At 64.5% G+C, this 17,914-nt stretch carries 21 protein-coding genes; 9 read left to right on the forward strand and 12 right to left on the reverse strand.

All coding sequences use genetic code 11. From position 1 onward, the window contains the following. Window positions 1-21: 21 nt before the first annotated feature. From ACOQFP_RS15015 to ACOQFP_RS15025, 3 genes are all read right to left on the reverse strand, one after another. Complete coding sequence (locus tag ACOQFP_RS15015; RefSeq protein WP_206490658.1) at window positions 22-381, reverse strand: NADH-quinone oxidoreductase subunit A; 360 nt, start codon at window positions 379-381, stop codon at window positions 22-24. Between the two features lie 250 nt (window positions 382-631). Then, window positions 632-1,078, reverse strand: coding sequence for a hypothetical protein (locus ACOQFP_RS15020; RefSeq protein ID WP_421584769.1), 447 nt, complete (start codon window positions 1,076-1,078; stop codon window positions 632-634). Window positions 1,079-1,157: 79 nt separating this feature from the next. Then, window positions 1,158-1,799, reverse strand: coding sequence for an AMIN-like domain-containing (lipo)protein (locus ACOQFP_RS15025; RefSeq protein ID WP_341243431.1), 642 nt, complete (start codon window positions 1,797-1,799; stop codon window positions 1,158-1,160). A 98-nt stretch (window positions 1,800-1,897) separates the two neighbouring features. Here ACOQFP_RS15025 and ACOQFP_RS15030 point away from each other — a divergent pair, with 98 nt between their 5' ends. Beyond that, on the forward strand, window positions 1,898-2,173 hold the full coding sequence (locus ACOQFP_RS15030; protein WP_206490518.1) for a hypothetical protein: 276 nt from the start codon (window positions 1,898-1,900) through the stop codon (window positions 2,171-2,173). Between the two features lie 167 nt (window positions 2,174-2,340). Here the strand turns inward: ACOQFP_RS15030 and ACOQFP_RS15035 are convergent, their stop codons facing one another. Further along, window positions 2,341-2,763 carry a hypothetical protein gene (locus ACOQFP_RS15035; protein WP_421584770.1) on the reverse strand — a complete coding sequence of 141 codons (423 nt, stop codon included), beginning with the start codon at window positions 2,761-2,763 and terminating at the stop codon, window positions 2,341-2,343. A 66-nt stretch (window positions 2,764-2,829) separates the two neighbouring features. On the opposite strand from ACOQFP_RS15035, the gene ACOQFP_RS15040 reads away from it, so the two are divergent. Both ACOQFP_RS15040 and ACOQFP_RS15045 read left to right on the forward strand, forming a co-directional pair. Beyond that, a complete protein-coding gene (locus tag ACOQFP_RS15040; RefSeq protein ID WP_421584771.1) occupies window positions 2,830-3,588 on the forward strand; it encodes a 2-phosphosulfolactate phosphatase in 759 nt (252 codons plus the stop codon). Between the two features lie 97 nt (window positions 3,589-3,685). Continuing rightward, window positions 3,686-4,432, forward strand: coding sequence for a polyprenol monophosphomannose synthase (locus ACOQFP_RS15045; RefSeq protein WP_206490515.1), 747 nt, complete (start codon window positions 3,686-3,688; stop codon window positions 4,430-4,432). Window positions 4,433-4,435: 3 nt separating this feature from the next. Here ACOQFP_RS15045 and ACOQFP_RS15050 read toward each other — a convergent pair whose 3' ends face one another. Continuing rightward, window positions 4,436-5,110, reverse strand: a complete 675-nt coding sequence (locus ACOQFP_RS15050) for a lysophospholipid acyltransferase family protein (RefSeq protein ID WP_206490514.1) — start codon at window positions 5,108-5,110, stop codon at window positions 4,436-4,438. A 53-nt stretch (window positions 5,111-5,163) separates the two neighbouring features. Here ACOQFP_RS15050 and ACOQFP_RS15055 point away from each other — a divergent pair, with 53 nt between their 5' ends. Next, complete coding sequence (locus ACOQFP_RS15055; RefSeq protein WP_206490513.1) at window positions 5,164-5,736, forward strand: TetR/AcrR family transcriptional regulator; 573 nt, start codon at window positions 5,164-5,166, stop codon at window positions 5,734-5,736. On the opposite strand, the gene ACOQFP_RS15060 is transcribed toward ACOQFP_RS15055, so the two are convergent. From ACOQFP_RS15060 to ACOQFP_RS15075, 4 genes are all read right to left on the reverse strand, one after another. Beyond that, window positions 5,717-7,108 (reverse strand): M16 family metallopeptidase, encoded by a 1,392-nt coding sequence (locus ACOQFP_RS15060; protein ID WP_206490512.1) that lies wholly within the window; start codon window positions 7,106-7,108, stop codon window positions 5,717-5,719. The two genes, ACOQFP_RS15055 and ACOQFP_RS15060, sit on opposite strands and share 20 nt — an antisense overlap. Beyond that, complete coding sequence (locus tag ACOQFP_RS15065; RefSeq protein ID WP_206490511.1) at window positions 7,071-9,332, reverse strand: polyribonucleotide nucleotidyltransferase; 2,262 nt, start codon at window positions 9,330-9,332, stop codon at window positions 7,071-7,073. Before ACOQFP_RS15065 ends, ACOQFP_RS15060 begins: the two co-directional genes overlap by 38 nt. A 411-nt stretch (window positions 9,333-9,743) precedes the next feature. Next, window positions 9,744-10,013, reverse strand: a complete 270-nt coding sequence (gene rpsO / locus ACOQFP_RS15070; protein WP_206490510.1) for a 30S ribosomal protein S15 — start codon at window positions 10,011-10,013, stop codon at window positions 9,744-9,746. A 121-nt stretch (window positions 10,014-10,134) separates the two neighbouring features. Next, window positions 10,135-11,103, reverse strand: a complete 969-nt coding sequence (locus tag ACOQFP_RS15075; protein WP_206490509.1) for a bifunctional riboflavin kinase/FAD synthetase — start codon at window positions 11,101-11,103, stop codon at window positions 10,135-10,137. Between the two features lie 103 nt (window positions 11,104-11,206). On the opposite strand from ACOQFP_RS15075, the gene ACOQFP_RS15080 reads away from it, so the two are divergent. The 4 genes from ACOQFP_RS15080 to ACOQFP_RS15095 are packed head-to-tail and all read left to right on the forward strand — an operon-like array spanning window position 11,207 to window position 14,611. Then, window positions 11,207-12,169 (forward strand): metal ABC transporter substrate-binding protein, encoded by a 963-nt coding sequence (locus ACOQFP_RS15080; RefSeq protein WP_421584772.1) that lies wholly within the window; start codon window positions 11,207-11,209, stop codon window positions 12,167-12,169. Next, a complete protein-coding gene (locus ACOQFP_RS15085; RefSeq protein WP_206490507.1) occupies window positions 12,166-12,981 on the forward strand; it encodes a metal ABC transporter ATP-binding protein in 816 nt (271 codons plus the stop codon). The genes ACOQFP_RS15080 and ACOQFP_RS15085 overlap by 4 nt, the downstream gene beginning before the upstream one ends. Before the next feature lie 48 nt (window positions 12,982-13,029). Next, on the forward strand, window positions 13,030-13,857 hold the full coding sequence (locus tag ACOQFP_RS15090; protein ID WP_421584860.1) for a metal ABC transporter permease: 828 nt from the start codon (window positions 13,030-13,032) through the stop codon (window positions 13,855-13,857). 19 nt (window positions 13,858-13,876) lie between these two features. Further along, a complete protein-coding gene (locus ACOQFP_RS15095; protein ID WP_421584773.1) occupies window positions 13,877-14,611 on the forward strand; it encodes a metal-dependent transcriptional regulator in 735 nt (244 codons plus the stop codon). Between the two features lie 69 nt (window positions 14,612-14,680). Here the strand turns inward: ACOQFP_RS15095 and truB are convergent, their stop codons facing one another. The 3 genes from truB to ACOQFP_RS15110 are packed head-to-tail and all read right to left on the reverse strand — an operon-like array spanning window position 14,681 to window position 17,234. Then, a complete protein-coding gene (gene truB / locus ACOQFP_RS15100; protein WP_341244011.1) occupies window positions 14,681-15,613 on the reverse strand; it encodes a tRNA pseudouridine(55) synthase TruB in 933 nt (310 codons plus the stop codon). A gap of 35 nt (window positions 15,614-15,648) precedes the next feature. Then, window positions 15,649-16,314: a 4'-phosphopantetheinyl transferase Npt gene (gene npt, locus ACOQFP_RS15105; RefSeq protein ID WP_421584774.1), complete on the reverse strand. Its 666-nt coding sequence runs from the start codon at window positions 16,312-16,314 to the stop codon at window positions 15,649-15,651. Next, window positions 16,311-17,234, reverse strand: coding sequence for a metallophosphoesterase family protein (locus ACOQFP_RS15110; RefSeq protein WP_421584775.1), 924 nt, complete (start codon window positions 17,232-17,234; stop codon window positions 16,311-16,313). The genes npt and ACOQFP_RS15110 overlap by 4 nt, the downstream gene beginning before the upstream one ends. Window positions 17,235-17,504: 270 nt before the next feature. On the opposite strand from ACOQFP_RS15110, the gene ACOQFP_RS15115 reads away from it, so the two are divergent. Further along, window positions 17,505-17,897 (forward strand): TOBE domain-containing protein, encoded by a 393-nt coding sequence (locus ACOQFP_RS15115; protein WP_421584861.1) that lies wholly within the window; start codon window positions 17,505-17,507, stop codon window positions 17,895-17,897. Window positions 17,898-17,914 lie beyond the last annotated feature (17 nt).

Below are 17,914 nucleotides of genomic sequence, written 5' to 3' on the forward strand. Positions count from 1 at the left end.
AATGCACTGTCTTTTCGTCGATCAGTCCCAACCGAGTCCGCCTCGTCGCCACTCGTAGACGTAGGCCACCGACACGTTGACGACGAACAGCCCCATCGCAACGAGGCCGAAGGCTCCCAGCACGTCGAGATGGACGGCCCAGGGATAGAGGAAGACGATTTCGATGTCGAAAATGATGAACAGCATCGCGGTGAGGTAGAACTTCACCGGAAACCGTTGCCCCGTCGGTGCATGCATCGTCGGCTCGATACCGCACTCGTACGCGTCGAACTTGGCACGGTTGTATCGGGCGGGTCCCACCATGGTGCCGACCATCACCGAGAACACCGCGAACACGATCGCGATGGCACCGAGAACAAGAATCGGAACGTAGGCGTTCACGGACATCCGCTCCCTCGATCGACGACCGCGCCGCCGCACACCGAATGCGACGGCCGTACCAATGTGACCTGAAACACACAGTATGGGTTCGGTGCGAATCTCGCGGGATTTCGAGCAGTCGAGTTTCGTAAACCGTTGACGCCCATAGCTCGCCCGCATCCAGAGGCCCGCGGACTGTGATCTATATCACTTGCTTTTCGAGGGTGCAGCGGTCACCACTTCCCGCGCTCTCCTTCGGAGCTGCACAGCTCTAGCGAGACGGCGCTCCGGACCTCGGGTGCGCAGCATGCTCGATCAGCAGATCCACCACTGCACGCCCCAGTCGTATCGGGTCCAGGGGGTACGGAACCGCCGCTTCGGCGCGCGACCAATCGGCCAGCCACCTGTCGTCGGGACGTCCGATCAGCACCAGCACCGGCGGGCAACTGTCGATCTCGTCCTTGAGCTGCTTCGCCAGGCCCATGCCGCCGACCGGTGAGGCCTCGCCGTCCAGAATCGCCAGGTCCACCCCGCCCGCATCCATGTGCTCGACGACGACAGCTGCCGTGGCTATGTCCGTGTACTCGATCTCACCCACTGCCGGGTCCGGTCGATTCCCCACCGCGGACCTCACCCGAGCCCGCGTGTTCGCGTCGCTACTGTAGACGAGCACCCGCACACGAGGTGGTCGATTCTGTCCCGCTGTGACGTCAGACACATCGCGATGCTACCGCGGGGTCGTGGAGGACGGACCGAAACCGCCACGGCCGACATGCATTCGACGCACGCCGAGTCCGTCAGGACGCGATGGTGACGATCACCGCGGCAGGGTTTTCGGTCGTAGTCACGGTGAACTCGGGGCGATCGGTACTCACTGCGATGAAGGACTGAGAGATTCCGTCGGGATCGGCCAGAAAGTCGACCGACACCACGGCGGAGTCGGCACCGACTCGAATCCGTTCCGGCCCGGTGTACGGAGCGAAGCTGTCGTCCGATTCCGCCGACGCACCGGACAGGTCCACCTGCAGCACCGACTTCCCCGGCACCGCCAGCGGTTCACTCGTGCCGTATCGGACGGCCTCGTCGACGTATCTGACCGTGTACGACACCGACCCGTTTCCTGCCAGCCGATATTCGACGGCCGAGGACCCCGAGACATTCACTTCGGTGACGCCGACCGATGACGAACCCGAGGCACGGGCACCGCCCAGACCGTCGGGCAACGTCGGGATCACGAGGGGCGGAACCTCGGCGGTCGGCGCAACAGGCGAGGGATCTCCCACGATCAGCGATCCGGTGATCGTGGTGTAGTTCGTGCTCGCCGAGACCTCCTCGACGACCTCGGGGGTGCCACTGCCGGAACAGCCCACCAGGAGGCCGGTCAACACCGATGCCGCGACCGCGAGCGGGATGGTCGCGGAATCGCGGCTGTGGTCCATCGACCCACCGTACTGAAGATACCGTTCGGTTCGGTAGTGCTGTTCGACCGCGATTCGGTCACGATCGCACCGACGGTCGATTCTGCTAGCGTCGGAACATGGAGCCCAAGAGCTATTCCTCGGGTGAGCGCGTGTTCGGTCCACCCAACGGCACATTCGACGCCGATTGGGCGGCCACGGCGTTGCGCTCGAACCGCCCCGAATTGGACCATCCCACCTCGGTTCGGCTGGTGGAGCAGGCCTGGGAGATACTTCGGACGCAGGGTCTGCGCGGCGAGCGGCTCACAGCTGCACTCGACCTCGAACCAGGGCTCGCAGCTGCGGTCTCGGCGGTCGCCACCGAGACCGCGGAGCTCTACCTCGACCCCAGATGAGAACCGGATCAGGTGCAGGCCATCCGGTGCCGCACCACAGCAGCCATCATCCCTTGCGCAGCAATACAACCGACACCCAGGCAACTGAACGTTCCACCGCAGCCGCGCCGAACACCATCCGACGCCCGCTGCGAACCGCAACAGGCAGTCTTGCCGCCGGTCACAGCTCAGAACTGCTCGGCCACGAATCCGGCCACGAGGACCGCAGTTCCTCCGATCTCACCGATGATCAACAGCAGCATGAACACGTGAGTCCCCGGGACTGGATGGACGAACTGATTCTCGGTGTCCCGGCGGATCCCGTGCACGGTGTACCCGGCGATCGCAGCCACGAAGAACAGCAGCACCACGGATGCAGCCGTCAGATCGACCGGGACCGACCAGGCGCTGAACTGCGCGAGAACGGCCAATATCAGTGCGGCGAACGAATACATCAGCGCGGCTCGATGGGCGATGTCGACGTAGCGATGCGCCGCCCCGTCCGCCGATGTCGACATCTGGTGGTATTTGAGCACCCCCAAGCCCAACGCCCACAGCAACAACAGACTCGCCGCGAGGACGATCACCGTGGTATCGAACTCCAACTGCATCCCCAGCTCCCCCACTCGATTCCGCGCCGAACGTATCACCGTCTCCCCTGTTGCTACCGTTCGGTGATGCCTGTCGACCCGAGCATGTCCCAAAGCGCATACCGGCTCCGCTTCGAGTGGGGTCTGTCGGGGGCCGATGCGATAGGCGACGGAGCCGATGTCGCCGTGATCGTCGATGTGCTCTCGTTCACCACAACGCTGACGGTCGCGGTGGATGCGGGAATAGAGGTCGTCCCCAGCCGCTGGCGTGACTCCCGAGCCGAGCAGCTGGCCGATCAGTTCGACGCAGCTCTCGCCGTTGGACGTGCGGCGACCACATCGGGGCAGATCAGCTTGTGCCCGGCAACCGTCCGTGCCGCGCCTGCGCCTGCACGCCTGGTGTTGCCGTCACCCAACGGATCCACCATCGCGGACGAGCTGGCCGGCAGGGTCGGGGTGTGCGTCGGCGCTTCGCTGAGAAACGCCGACGCAGCCGCGCAGTGGATCCGAGCCACGAGCCCGAACGCGGTGATTGCCGTCATAGCGGCCGGCGAGCGATGGCCCGACGGATCGTTGCGGCCCGCTGAGGACCTGTGGGGTGCCGGGGCGGTCATGTCCGCACTCCTGAACACCGGGGCCGTCGACGCGTCTCCTGAGGCCGTGATGGCAGCGGCGGCGTGGCGAGCCGTCGAACACGATGCAGGCTCCGAGCTGCGGCGCTGCGCGTCCGGCCGGGAACTGGACGCCCTGGGTCATCCCGAGGACGTGACGATCGCCGCCGAGATCGGATCGAGTTGCTGCGTTCCGGTTCTTCGCGGCGGGATGTTCGCCGACGCGACGCGGTGACCGCTCGATCGAGTGTCACGGCGGCCCCGAAGCGCTGCACCGACACGGCCGAGGATGTCCGATATTTGGATCGGACACCCTCATCACGGATCATACGGTGGTGAGTACGGAACGAACCGCCCCGAAGACCACCGTCGTCGTACCGACGTACAACGAACGCGAGAACCTCCCCAAGCTCGTCGAGCTTCTCGCCGGGCTGAAGGTCGAGGGGCTCGGCGTGATGGTGGTCGACGACAATTCACCCGACGGTACCGGTGATGTCGCCGACAAATTGGCACTCGACGGTCCTCTCGACGTCAGCGTTCTGCATCGCACGGAGAAGAACGGACTCGGCCGTGCCTACGTCGCGGGTATGACGAAGGCACTCGACGAAGGCGCGGACATCGTGATCCAGATGGATGCCGATCTCTCGCACCCTACCGAGGTGATCCCGGCGATGATCGACAAGCTGACCACCACCGACGCGGCCGTCGTTCTCGGCTCGCGCTACGTTCCCGGCGGGGCCGTCGCCGCAGATTGGCCCTGGCATCGCAAAGCGTTGTCGGCTTGGGCGAATTTCTACGTGAACACGATTCTGCGCCTCGGCGTCAAGGACGCGACCGCCGGCTTCAAGGCATGGCACGCGCGCACCCTCCGCACCATCGACGTGGCCTCGGTCGAGAGCAACGGATATGCATTTCAGGTCGAGATGAACTACCGAACCGTCAAGCACGGCCTCGTTCTCGCCGAGGTGCCGATCAGGTTCGAGGAGCGCAGCGAGGGTGAATCCAAGATGAGCCTGTCGGTTCAGCTGGAGTCGGCGCTGGTGCCGTGGAAACTGTTGCTGGGCAAGAAGAAGCTCTGAACCTCATGCTGCGTCCTTGACCGTGGCGGCGTAGACATCGACGTATTCCTGTCCCGACAGGTTCGACAGCGCTGCCATCACTTCATCGGTGGCCGCTCGTAGGATGGCCCTGTTGTTCTCTCCCCCTGCGTATCTCGTGAAATGCAGGGGTTTGCCTACCGTCATCGTCACCTTGCCCGGTCGCCATATTCTCGAACCCACCGGGTTGACCCCGAGCGTTCCGTGCATCACGATCGGCACGACGGGTGCCCCGGTCTCGATCGCGACGCGAGCCACGCCGGTCTTGCCCTTGTAGAGTCGACCGTCAGGAGATCGGGTTCCTTCCGGGTACACCGCCCACACGTTCCCTTGCTGCAGAACAGTTTTCGCTGCCATGAGGGCCGGAGCCGATGCATCTGCCCCGCGTCGATCGACGGGTACCTGGCCCGTCGCAGAGTAGAACCATCGAAGCGCGGCCCCCTTGATGCCGCGACCGGTGAAATATTCGCTCTTGGCGATGAAAGTGACTCGACGGGGCACCAGGAGAACGAGGAAGAACGAATCGACCACGGTGAGGTGGTTGCCGGCCAGAATCACCGGTCCTGTCGTCGGGAGGTTGTCCATCCCGACCGCGGTCGGTCGGCCGAGAATGCGAAGAATCGGCCCGATCAGCACGTGTTTGAACAGCAGGTACCACATCGTTCGATCCTCTCGGGTGGACAGCGTCAACGCCGAGAGTAGACAATGTCTACGTGGCAGACAACCTCCGGAAGCGGCTGATCGATGCCGGCGTACGACTGCTCGAGAGCGAAGGACGAGAAGGGCTGACCATCAGAGCGGTCACCCGTGAAGCAGGCGTATCGCATGGAGCCCCGAGACGCTATTTTCCGACGTTGAATGCGCTCGCCGCAGCCGTGGCGCGAGTGGGACTCGACGATCTGGGCGTGGCGCTGAACACTGCCGCGCGGCAAGCCGATTCGCCGCGGAACGCGCTCGACGCCATGGCCGACGCATACGTGCGGTTCGCCGCGCAGCGACCGGCGATGTTCGCACTCGCCTTTCGGCACGACATCCTCGCGGGCTCGGGAGAAGACCTGCGACAGAGCTCACGCCCGTTGTTCGAGGCGCTGATCTCGGCGGTCAGCGCTGTGTCGCCGCAAAATCCACAGTTCACGGCCCTACGACTGTGGACCTCCGTACACGGAATAGCGGCGCTCAACTCCACACGCGCCTTCGAACCGATCACCGGCCACATCGAGATGGGACCGGTGATCCGCCGCACGGTCTGCGAGGTGATCGGGGAGGCTACCGAACCAGAGACCTGACCGACGCAGGCAGTTGGCGGACGTTCTTGTACGGCCCCACCACAGCGGCACCGAAAGGACGCTCGAGCAACATGGCGGCAACCTCGCGCACCTCGTCGTTGCCGACGCTGTCGATACGCGAGAGTGTGTCGGTGATGTCGCGGTGATTGCCGTAGTTGAGTTCGCTGCGACCGATACGATTCATCCGGGCACCCGAATCTTCCAGTCCCAGAACCAATCCGCCGCGCAATGAGCCCTTCGCACGAGCACACTCCGCATCGGTGATGCCCTCGGCCGCAACCCTGGCCAAGACTTCACGAATCACCGTGGTGACCTCGCCGAGATTCTCCGGCTGACATCCCGCGTACACCGAGAACGCACCGCTGTCGGCAAACGTATCCACCGAGGAATACACCGAGTACGCCAGTCCCCGCTCTTCCCTGACCTCCTGGAACAGCCGAGAACTGAGCCCACCGCCGACTGCGGAGTTGAGCACCGACAGCGCCCAACGATGCCCTTCGTGACGTCCGAAAGCACGTACGCCCAGGCACAGATGCGCCTGCTCGCTGTCCCGGGTCGTCAGACTCAAGGTCGGGGCGCTCCGTACCCGCGCCGTGCCACCCCGTCGTTCGGCGGGTTTCACGCCCTTGACCAGGTGACCGGAGAATGCGCGACGCACGAGCGACACGATCTGCTTGTGATCGACGTTGCCTGCCACTGCGACGACCATCCGCTGCGGTGTGTACCGCCGCACATGGAACGAGTGCAGTTGCGCACGGGACATCGACTCGATGGACTCGACGGATCCGATGATCGGACGGCCGATCGGGTGATCACCGAACATCGCCTCGAGAAATGCGTCTCCGAGCAGATCCTCTGGATCGTCATCGCGCATGGAGATCTCTTCGAGTACCACCTGGCGCTCGACGTCCACATCTGCCGAGCGACACCGCCCGCGAAGCACCACATCGCTGACCAGATCGATGGCCAGCGCCACATCCTCGTCGAGCACATGCGCGTAGAAGCACGTGCTCTCCTTGGAGGTGAACGCGTTCAACTCTCCCCCGACACCGTCCATGGCCTGAGCGATCTCGAGCGCACTGCGCGTCGGCGTCGACTTGAAGAGAAGGTGCTCGAGGAAATGGGCGGCACCGGCCACGCTCGGTTGCTCGTCCCGCGAGCCGACACCCACCCACACCCCGACCGAGGCAGAGCGAACACCCGGAACGAATTCGGTGACGACTCGAAGACCGCCCGGCAGAGTAGTGCGCTGCACGCCGGTGCCGATGTCGTTGTTGTCCGTAACGGCCGAACGGTACGTCCCGAGGGGACGTACCGTTCGACTCGACTGCTTCTTACTCAGCGCTGGCCTCGGCTGGTGCCTCGGGAGCATCGGCGGCAGCGGCCGCGTTGTCGTCCTCGACCGGGACGAGGCTGATCTTGCCGCGGTTGTCGATATCGGCGATCTCGACGCGCAACTTGGATCCGACGCTCACCACGTCCTCGACCTTGTTGATGCGCTTACCGTTGCCCAGCTTGGAGATGTGCACCAGTCCGTCGCGGCCCGGGAGCAGCGAGACGAATGCACCGAACGCCGTCGTCTTCACGACGGTTCCGAGGAATCGCTCGCCGACCTTCGGCAGCTGCGGATTGGCAATGGCGTTGATCATGTCGATCGCGGCCTGTGCGGACGGGCCGTCCGCTGCACCGACGTAGACAGTGCCATCGTCTTCGATCGAGATGTTGGCACCGGTCTGCTCGGTGATGGAGTTGATCATCTTGCCCTTGGGCCCGATGACCTCGCCGATCTTGTCCACCGGGACCTTGATCGCAGTGACGCGAGGCGCGTACGGGCTCATCTCGTCCGGGGCGTCGATGGCCTCGGCCATGACCTCGAGGATCGTCGTACGAGCATCCTTGGCCTGAGACAACGCGCCCGCGAGCACCTTGGACGGGATGCCGTCGAGCTTGGTGTCCAGCTGCAGCGCCGTCACGAAGTCCTTGGTTCCGGCGACCTTGAAGTCCATGTCTCCGAATGCGTCCTCGGCACCGAGGATGTCGGTGAGGGCGACGTAACGCGTCTCGCCCTCGACCTCGTCGGAGACGAGACCCATTGCGATACCGGCCACCGGAGCGCGCAGCGGCACGCCTGCGTTGAGCAGTGACAGCGTCGATGCACACACCGAGCCCATCGACGTCGAACCGTTGGAGCTCAGCGCCTCGGACACCTGGCGGATGGCGTACGGGAACTCCGCCTGGCTGGGCAGCACCGGCAGCAAGGCGCGCTCGGCCAGTGCGCCGTGGCCGATCTCACGACGCTTCGGCGAACCGACGCGGCCGGTCTCACCGGTGGAGTACGGCGGGAAGTTGTAATGGTGCATGTACCGCTTGGACGTCTCGGGCCCGAGCGAATCGACCTGCTGCGCCATCTTGACCATGTCGAGGGTGGTGACGCCCAGGATCTGGGTCTCGCCGCGCTCGAACAGAGCAGATCCGTGCGTGCGCGGAATGATCGCGACCTCTGCGGACAGCGAGCGAATGTCGGTGATGCCGCGGCCGTCGATGCGGAAGTGATCGGTGAGGATGCGCTGGCGAACCGACTTCTTGGTCAGCGCGCGGAATGCGGCACCGATCTCCTTCTCGCGGCCGGCGAAGCTGTCTCCGACCACTGTCATGACCTGAGCCTTGACCTCGTCGAGTTTGCTCTCGCGCTCGGCCTTGCCGGCGATGGTCAGTGCCTCGTTCAGTGGAATCTTCGCCGCGTTCTCGACCGCTTCGAAGACATCCGACTGGTAGGCCGGGAACACCGGGTAGTCGCCGGTCGGTTTGGCTGCCTTGGCGGCCAACTCCTGCTGCGCAGTGCACAGCGCGGCGATGAACGGCTTGGAAGCCTCCAGGCCCTCGGCGACCACGGTCTCGTTGGGGGCGGTGGCACCGCCGTCGATGAGCTCGATGACGTTCTCGGTCGCCTCGGCCTCGACCATCATGATCGCGACGTCTGCGTCGGCACCCGAGCCGGAGACGATGCGGCCGGCGACGACCATGTTGAACACGGCCTTTTCGAGCTGCTCGTTGGTCGGGAACGCAACCCACTGCTTGTCGATCAGTGCGACGCGGACGCCGCCGATCGGGCCGGAGAACGGCAGGCCGGCGATCTGCGTCGACGCCGAGGCCGCGTTGATCGCGACGACGTCGTAGAGGTCGGCCGGGTTGAGGCTCATGACCGTGATGACGACCTGGATCTCGTTGCGGAGACCGTCGACGAACGTCGGGCGCAGCGGCCGGTCGATGAGGCGGCAGGTGAGGATGGCGTCGGTGGACGGGCGGCCCTCGCGGCGAAAGAACGATCCGGGGATGCGTCCGGCGGCGTACATACGCTCTTCGACGTCGACCGTCAGCGGGAAGAAGTCGAATCCCTCACGGGGGTGCTTGCCTGCGGTCGTCGCCGACAACAGCATGGTGTCCTCGTCGAGGTACGCAGCAACTGCGCCTGCGGCCTGCTGTGCGAGGCGACCGGTCTCGAAGCGGATGCTCCGCTTGCCGAACGAGCCGTTGTCGATGATCGCGGTGGCTTCGAAGACGCCTTCTTCGGCGTCCAAAGTTGTTGTGTCCGTCATGTGTTCTGTCTTCGTCCTCTCGTCTTTGCCGTGCCCGCGTGGACACACCACGAGCCCTCCTGGCTGTGGCGGCATACCTGTGCCGTCCATCTCCGAGAACGTGTCTCGGGACGCGGCTGCGCGGAGGCGGCCATCGATCGAAGCCCTCCGGATCTCGTATCCGAAAGGCCACTACCGAAGACCGACACCACGTCGTGACAGGCATACACGGCGATGTTCGGATGCCGTGCATCCGCTTCTCGTGCTGGCGTAACTGTTCTTGCGGTACAAACACAGAGAGCCAACGAGGAACAGTCTAAGCACTGCCTCGTTGGCTTCTGCACTAATGCATCGAGTCCGGTGGACACCGGCGCGTCGAACTGCGGATCGGTGACACCGACTCGTCGTTCGAGATCGACTCGTCGTTCGAGATTATCGACGCAGACCCAGACGCTCGATGAGCGAGCGGTAACGGGTGACGTCGACCTTCGCGATGTACTTGAGCAGGCGACGACGACGTCCGACCAGCAGCAGCAGGCCGCGGCGGGAGTGGTGGTCGTGCTTGTGCTTCTTGAGGTGCTCGGTCAAGTCGACGATGCGCTTGGTGAGCATTGCAACCTGCGCCTCGGGCGAACCCGTGTCGGTGGGGTGCAAGCCGTACTCGCCGAGAACGGCCTTCTTCTGTTCGGTGGTCAATGCCACTGGTACTACTCCTGATCAATGACGTCCGCGTGAAAGGAAGCAACGCAGCCGTCGTTGGCACGACGGAATCGAAGCCGGTACAGCCGCCGCGGACCGCAGCGAGCACCGAGGGGACAGCCTATCAGGCCGAGTCCGCGGCAAGAATCGAGCGTGCTCGCTCGGCGTCGCGGCCCATTTCCTCCACGAGCGCCTCCATCGAGTCGAACTTCTCCATCCCGCGCAGCCGCTCGACGAAGTCCACTGCCACGTGCTGGCCGTACAGGTCGGCCTCGCCGTCGAGCACGAACGCCTCGACAGTCCTGTTGCGGCCGTAGAACGTGGGATTGGTTCCCACCGACACCGCCGCCGGATGTCGTTCACCCGGGGTCACCGTCCCCATGATCGGACCGGGCCCGAGAACGGTGAACCACGCGGCGTAGACGCCGTCCGCCGGAATTGCCGAGTACATCGGCGGCGCGACATTAGCTGTGGGATAACCCATTTGACGACCGCGACCGTCACCGTGCACCACGACACCCTCGACGCGATGCGGACGACCGAGCGCTGCTGTCGCCGCACCGACGTCTCCTGCGTCCACGCAGGATCGGATGTACGTCGAGGAGAACGTCACAGCATGCTCGGCGAGCAGGTTCACTCCGTCCACCGCGAAGCCGGACCGTTCGCCGATCTTCCGCAACAGCGGGACGGTCCCGAGCGCCTTCTTTCCGTAGGTGAAATTCTCACCGACGACGACTTCCGCGACGTGCAGGCGCTCGATCAGTATCTCGTGCACGTATCGCTCGGGCGTGAGTTTCATCAGCTCGGGTGTGAACGGCATGACGCAGAACACATCGATTCCCAACGCTTCGGCCAGTTCGGCACGCCTGGTCAGAGTCGTCAGCTGCGCAGGATGACTTCCCGGCCGCACGACTTCCATCGGATGTGGATCGAACGTCATGAGCACGCTCGGAACACCACGCTCCCGCGCAGCGACAACTGCGCGCTCGATCAGCTGCGCGTGTCCGCGGTGAACGCCGTCGAACACACCGATCGTGAGCACGCATCTGCCCCAGTCGGCAGGTACATCGTCGAGTCCTCGCCACCTCTGCACACCGCGAAGCCTACGGCCCGTCGCCGTCGCGGTCACTCTCGGACTGGCGTGTCGCACGCGCCGGGTATAGACAAAAAGGTATCCCCACGGTAAATATTTCGGTGTGCCTAACTTTTTTCTTCGCGGCCGTGGATCTCGCACCGAGCGAGTAGTCGTGACCTGTGCGCTGGCGGGCCTACTGGTCGCGGCGAGCAATGGTTGCGCCCGTGCCGTCGGGGATGACGACGCGTTGGTGCTCGACGACGATCGTCCTTTGGTTCTGACAACGTTCACCGTCCTCGCCGACATGGCCGCGAACGTCGCCGGAGAACACCTGCGAGTGGAATCGATCACGAAGGCCGGAGCCGAGATCCACGGTTACGAGCCGACCCCTGGAGATCTGCGGACGGCCGAGCAGGCCGAGCTGATCCTGGACAACGGTCTGGGGCTCGAAGCCTGGTTCGAGAAATTCGTCGAGCGTCTGCCGGTACCGCATGCCGTCGTCAGTGCGAATGTGGATCCGGTCTACATTCGCGACGACGCATACGCGGGGAAGGTGAACCCGCACGCGTGGATGTCGCCGGTCGCCGCCGAGACGTACGTGCACAACATCGCCGCCGCGTTCGCCGAACTCGATCCCGGCAACGCCGCCGACTATCGCGCCAATGCCGCCGAGTACACCGAGCAACTCCGAGAGGTCGGGGGCGAACTCGACGCAGACCTGGCCGCCCTGCCTCCGCAGCAGCGTGCACTGGTGACCTGCGAGGGGGCCTTCGGATACCTCGCGCGCGACTTCGATCTGCACGAGGCGTACCTGTGGCCGGTCAATGCCGAACAGGAAGGAACACCCAAGCAAGTGGTCCGCACCATCGATTTCGTTCGCGAGAACGACGTACCCGCAGTGTTCTGCGAGTCGACCGTCTCCGACAAAGCGCAGCAACAAGTCGCCGGGGACACCGGCGCGCGGTTCGGCGGACACCTCTATGTCGACTCCCTGAGCGATGCCGACGGCCCGGTTCCCACGTACCTGGATCTGCTGCGCTACGACGCCCGGCTGATCGCCGATGCGCTGGTGGGGCAACGATGACCGAACACGACACCGCATCGCGGGCAGACGGCGTCGACGCGTTGTCGATCGACACCGTCAACGTGCGGTATCGCGAGGTCGTGGCTCTCGTCGACGCCAGCCTCACGCTCGCATCGGGCCGAGTGTGCGGGTTGGTCGGGATGAACGGATCGGGCAAGTCGACACTGTTCAAGGCCGTGATGGGAGTCGTGAAGCCGAACACCGGTTCCATCACGGTCTTCGGCGCGGACCCCGCGCAGGCACGCAAAGCAGGCACGGTCAGCTACGTGCCCCAGGCAGAATCGGTGGACTGGACCTTCCCGATCAGCGTTCGTGATGTCGTCATGATGGGGCGATACGGAAAACAGAACTTCTTCCGCACTCCCCGAGCTGCAGATCGTGCAGCCGTCGACGACGCTCTGCAGCGTGTCGACCTGGCCGATCTAGCGAATCGGCAGATCGGCCAGCTCTCGGGCGGCCAGCGCAAACGTGCGTTCGTCGCACGTGCCATCGCCCAGGAGGCGTCGTTGCTGTTGCTCGACGAACCCTTCGCGGGCGTGGACAAGAAGACCGAAGCCACCATCACCCGGCTGCTGCGCGAGCTCGCATCGCACGGTGCGGCGGTACTGGTGTCCACTCACGATCTGCACGCACTACCGGCTCTGTGCGACGAGGCGATCCTGCTCCAACAGCGGGTGCTGATGCACGGCCGCCCCGCCGAGGTACTGCGCCCGGAGAACCTCGCGCTGGCCTTCGGCATGGACCCCTCGACGGTCGACCAGCTGGGCGCAGGGACTCCCCCGACGCACACCCGAACCCCGGAAGCGAGCTGAACGGTGTATCCGATCGACTTCCTGCTCGACCCGCTCGAGTACACCTTCATGCAGCGGGCACTACTGGTGACCGTCACCGCCTCGATCGTGTGCGCGGTCCTCAGTTGCTGGCTCGTCCTCATCGGATGGTCGCTGATGGGTGATGCGGTCTCGCACGCGGTGTTGCCCGGCGTCGCGCTGTCGTATCTGTTGGGTGCGCCGTTCGCGATCGGCGCGCTGTTGTTCGCGCTCATCGCGGTCGGTGCGATCGGGGTGGTCCGCAACACGACCATCGTGAAGGAAGACGCGGCCATCGGCGTCGTGTTCACCACGTTGTTCGCGCTCGGCGTCGTGCTGATCTCGAAGTTTCCCAGTCAGATCGATCTCAATCACATCCTGTTCGGCAATCTGCTCGGCGTCTCGCAGGCCGACATGCTGCAGGTATTCGTCCTGGGCGGGATCGCGTTGGCGGTCATGATCGTCAAGCGTCGAGATTTCACCCTGTTCGCGTTCGACCGCACCCAGGCTCGCGCCGTCGGAATCAACCCGACGGTGATCTCCGCGGTGATGCTGACCCTGCTGGCACTGACCACCGTGGTCGCGCTGCAAGCCGTCGGGGTGATACTCGTCGTGGCGATGCTGATCACGCCCGGCGCATCTGCATACCTGCTCACACACAGTTTCGGACGGATGCTGGCGCTGGCACCGCTGATTTCGGTGGGATGCGCGCTGGTCGGCATCTATTCGAGTTTCTATCTCGACGTCTCCTCCGGCGGCAGTGTCGTACTGGCCCAGGGGTTGGTATTCGTACTCGCATACTTGTTCAGCCCCTCGCAGGGCATCGTCACCCGTGCCCTGCGTCGGCGCAGACAGGTGCCGTTCGCTCCGGCCGAGTGAAGTGTCTTTTCCTATTGGATTGCCTAAGCTCGGATTCGTGGCGCAACGAAAAGACGATCCTGTTTCTGCCGACGAGGGCGTCCAGCTGTCCGCTGTTGCGCAGGATTACCTCAAGGTGATCTGGACTGCCAGCGAGTGGAGCGAGGACTCCGTCAGCACCAAGATGCTCTCCGAACGCATCGGTGTGTCCGCGTCGACGGTGTCCGAAGCAATTCGCAAACTGGCCGACCAGGGCATGGTCGATCACGCCCGCTACGGAGCGATCTCGCTGACCGAGAAGGGCCGCCTGGCCGCCATCGGCATGGTGCGTCGACACCGTCTGATCGAGACGTACCTCGTGCGCGAACTCGGCTACGGCTGGGACGAAGTCCACGACGAGGCCGAGATCCTCGAACACGCCGTCTCGGACTTGATGATGGAACGGATCGACGCCAAACTCGGCCATCCCGAACGGGATCCGCACGGGGACCCCATTCCCTCGGTCGATGGTGCGGTCGACGCCCCGTCCGCCACCCGGCTCAGCGACTATCTGGACGGACAATCCGGCAGAGTAGCCAGAATTTCCGATTCCGACCCTGCGATGCTCCGCTACTTCGATTCCGTCGGCATCGCTCTCGACGTGCCGATCACGGTGAAGGAACGACGCGACTACGCCGGTACCGTCGCCATCGAACTGGCACGAACCGGTGACACGGACTCCATCGACCTCGGGCACCGTGCCGCCGAGGCGATCTGGATGGTTCCCGCGACCTGACTGCCGCAGGGTCCGCGTCCCGGCCCCGACAGCGCCCCGGCCCCCAACTGCGCCCCGGCCCCCAACAACTCAGTGGCCCCGTAGCGTCGCCGGCCGAACCACCATGACCGACCCCGCCCGTTTCCCCCGCTCCTGAAGCAGTGCGATGGTGTGACCTGTCGGGTCGATCGCCGCGTAGACCCCGTCGATCCCTACCGGGTCCAGCCAGCGGCCCTGGCTCAATGATTCGGCCTCGGCCGCATCGATCTGCCGATGCGGAAACGCAGTGCGAGCGGCCTGATCGATATCGAGGCTCACCGCTGGATCCTCGGCCAGCTCGTCGAGGGTGCGCGCATGCTCGAGCGTGAAGGGCCCGACGCGAGTGCGACGCAGCGCCGTCAGGTGGCCACCCACACCCAAGGCCGTACCGAGATCGCGCGCCAAAGCGCGCACGTACGTCCCCGAGGTGCAGTCGACCTCGACATCGAGGTCGACGAAACTACTCTCGTGCTCCACCACATCACGTCTGGCCGTGACATCGAACCGGTCGACCGTGACCTTGCGGGCGGCCAGCGTGAACTCCTCGCCGGCCCGAGACAACTTGTGTGCGCGCTGACCGTCGACCTTGATGGCGCTGACGCTGGCCGGGACCTGCTCGATGTCGCCGGTCAATCCGGCGACAGCGGTGGCGATCTCCGAATCCGAGATGTGCCCGGCGGAGGCGTCGGACAGGACCTCTCCCTCGGCGTCGTCGGTCGTCGTGCTGCGCCCGAGCCGGACGGTCGCGGTGTAGGACTTGGTGGTCAACGACAGCAGACCGAGCATCTTGGTGGCCCGCTCCACACCGAGAACGAGTACGCCGGTGGCCATGGGATCCAGAGTCCCTGCATGGCCGACTTTCCTGGTGCGCAGCAGTTTTCGACACGACGCCACCACATCGTGGCTCGTCACACCCGGACCCTTGTCCACCACCAGCAAGCCGGCACCGACGAGACCGGAGGAAATCTTTTCGCGAGCACTCACGGGAGTGCATTGTGCCAGGCGGGCCGGGCCTACCGTCACATCACCGAGATGGCGGTCATCACCAGGCCGCCCTCGACCTTCCATCGGCCGTCGAACGCAGTCAACGGGGATCCACTGTCGGTATCGCCGGGCACCAGCAGTTCCGAACGGAACGTCCCCGAGATGTCGTCACCGGAGCCGGTGCGCTCGAAGGTGATGTGCGCATCCTCGAACCCGAGCCACCGTCCGGTCAGTGGCTCCCAGGCTTTGTAGGTGGCCTCCTTGGCGCAGAACAGCAGGCGATCCCAATGGACGTCCTCGCGGCCGACACTCGCCAGCCAGTCTCGTTCGGCCTGCAGACTGACCGCTTCCAAGACCCCGTCGGGCAGTGGACCGTGCGGCTCGGCATCGATTCCCACCGACCGCACCTGCATCGAATACGCCAGCACCGCCCCGCGATAGCCGTCGCAATGCGTCAGGGAACCGACCACTCCCTTCGGCCACTGCGGCGCACCCGACGTGCCCCGCATGATCGCTGCGGGCTCGACCCCCAACTTCTCCATGGCCACGCGGGCACAGTGCCGGGCCGAGGTGAACTCCCGCTTGCGCTTGTCCACCGCCTTGGCGACCAACGGCGCTTCGAGCGGATGAGGCTTCAGGTCCGGTGGATCGGCGAACAACTCGGCCGCGACCACGCCGTTCGGAAGTATGGATTCGATCACTTGCCCGCCCTCATCTTTTCTACTTCCGCTTCCATCTCCGGCGTCACCGTGAAGTGTCCGCCCCACTTGTTCAACGTGCCCGGTGGATACTCGGGGACCGGAAGAATCTGTCGCAGAACATTGTTCGGTAGACCGCGGCGCTGCCATTCACGCGGGTAACCCACCGAGACCTCCTCGAAGCGGACGCCGTCGTAATAGGTGGTGCGCGGGATGTGCAGGTGCCCGTACACCGAGCAGATCGCGTTGTACCTGGTGTGCCAGTCCGCCGTCCGAGTGGAACCGCACCACAGCGCGAACTCCGGGTAGAACAACACCTCGGTCGGCTGACGAACCATCGGGAAGTGGTTGATCAGCACAGTGGAAACAGTGGTGTCCAGCGCGTCGAGCCGCTCCTGGGTGGCTTCGATACGCGCGTGGCACCAGGCGTCACGTGTCGCGTACGGCTGCGGGGACAGCAGGAATTCGTCGGTGGCCACGACGTTCTTCTCCCGCGCAATCGCCAGTCCATGTTCTTTGTCTCTGGCTCCCCGAGGCAGGAAGGAGTAGTCGTAGAGCAGAAACATCGGCACGATGGTCGCCGGTCCGCCCTCCCCCTCCCATTGCAGGTAAGGGTCCTCCGGGGTGACGACGCCGATCTCGCGACACAGGTTCACCAGATACTCGTACCGAGCGGCTCCGTGGATCTGGACGGGATCTTTCACCGTCGTCCACAGTTCGTGGTTTCCGGGGACCCAGATGACCTGTGCGAAACGGCTACGAAGCAGCTCGAGAGCCCACTTGATGTCGTCGGTCTTCTCCGACACGTCGCCGGCCACGATGAGCCAGTCGTCGGGTGACTCGGGGAAGATGTCCTCGGTGACGGGACGGTTACCTCGATGTCCGACGTGAATGTCGCTCACTGCCCACAGCTTCGCTGCCACTGATGACCCCTTTCGATGCGCTCGGCCGCCGGCGTCGAGTAGCCGTACCGTCCGAGAACGTATCCCGTACCGTCCGAGAACGGTTCAACGTCCCATGGTCCACGGAGATTCCGCGGCACGCTCCGCCGGGTGCCGGAGAGCGCCGAGAAACCGACGCCGCTGTGGGCATCGGCGACGGGCACAGGCTCGTATTGTCCGCATATTCGGGTATATGGTGCTGTTCATGACGATTCTGCGGAAAAGACCGGCGCAGGAGACACAACAATGACCGTGCCTCCGATCCGAGTACGAGACGCTGCCGCGTTACTCGGCGTCAGCGACGACACCGTGCGGCGATGGATCGACAGCGGCACGCTTGCCTCTCTGGAAGACGAGACCGGCCGCAAGGTCATCGCCGGCCGAGACCTGGCCCGGTACGCCCGCGAGCATGCTGCTCCCCCGCCGGAAGTCTCCTCGGGCGGCAGCTCTGCCCGGAATCGACTGGTCGGGCTGGTCACCGATGTCGTGTCGGACACCGTGATGAGCGAGGTCAGCATGCAGTGCGGGCCTTTTTCCATCGTGTCCCTGATGAGTACGAAGTCGGTTCGCGAACTGGGACTCGAACCCGGCAAGGTCACCGTGGCAGTCATCAAGGCCACCACCGTCATCGTCGAAACACCCTAGAACGGAAAGGGATCCGA

It is taken from the genome of Rhodococcus sp. MALMAid1271 (assembly GCF_049195265.1).
Taxonomy (GTDB): domain Bacteria; phylum Actinomycetota; class Actinomycetes; order Mycobacteriales; family Mycobacteriaceae; genus Rhodococcoides.

What these genes read in the sequence shown, in the direction of transcription:
- ACOQFP_RS15025 (WP_341243431.1), bottom strand. Translation starts at nt 1,799, where the DNA reads ATGGACCACAGCCGCGATTCCGCGACCATCCCGCTCGCGGTCGCGGCA.
- ACOQFP_RS15030 (WP_206490518.1), top strand. Translation starts at nt 1,898, where the DNA reads ATGGAGCCCAAGAGCTATTCCTCGGGTGAGCGCGTGTTCGGTCCACCC.
- ACOQFP_RS15035 (WP_421584770.1), bottom strand. Translation starts at nt 2,763, where the DNA reads ATGCAGTTGGAGTTCGATACCACGGTGATCGTCCTCGCGGCGAGTCTG.
- ACOQFP_RS15040 (WP_421584771.1), top strand. Translation starts at nt 2,830, where the DNA reads ATGCCTGTCGACCCGAGCATGTCCCAAAGCGCATACCGGCTCCGCTTC.
- ACOQFP_RS15050 (WP_206490514.1), bottom strand. Translation starts at nt 5,110, where the DNA reads ATGTGGTACCTGCTGTTCAAACACGTGCTGATCGGGCCGATTCTTCGC.
- ACOQFP_RS15060 (WP_206490512.1), bottom strand. Translation starts at nt 7,108, where the DNA reads ATGCTCCCGAGGCACCAGCCGAGGCCAGCGCTGAGTAAGAAGCAGTCG.
- ACOQFP_RS15065 (WP_206490511.1), bottom strand. Translation starts at nt 9,332, where the DNA reads ATGACGGACACAACAACTTTGGACGCCGAAGAAGGCGTCTTCGAAGCC.
- ACOQFP_RS15085 (WP_206490507.1), top strand. Translation starts at nt 12,166, where the DNA reads ATGACCGAACACGACACCGCATCGCGGGCAGACGGCGTCGACGCGTTG.
- ACOQFP_RS15090 (WP_421584860.1), top strand. Translation starts at nt 13,030, where the DNA reads ATGCAGCGGGCACTACTGGTGACCGTCACCGCCTCGATCGTGTGCGCG.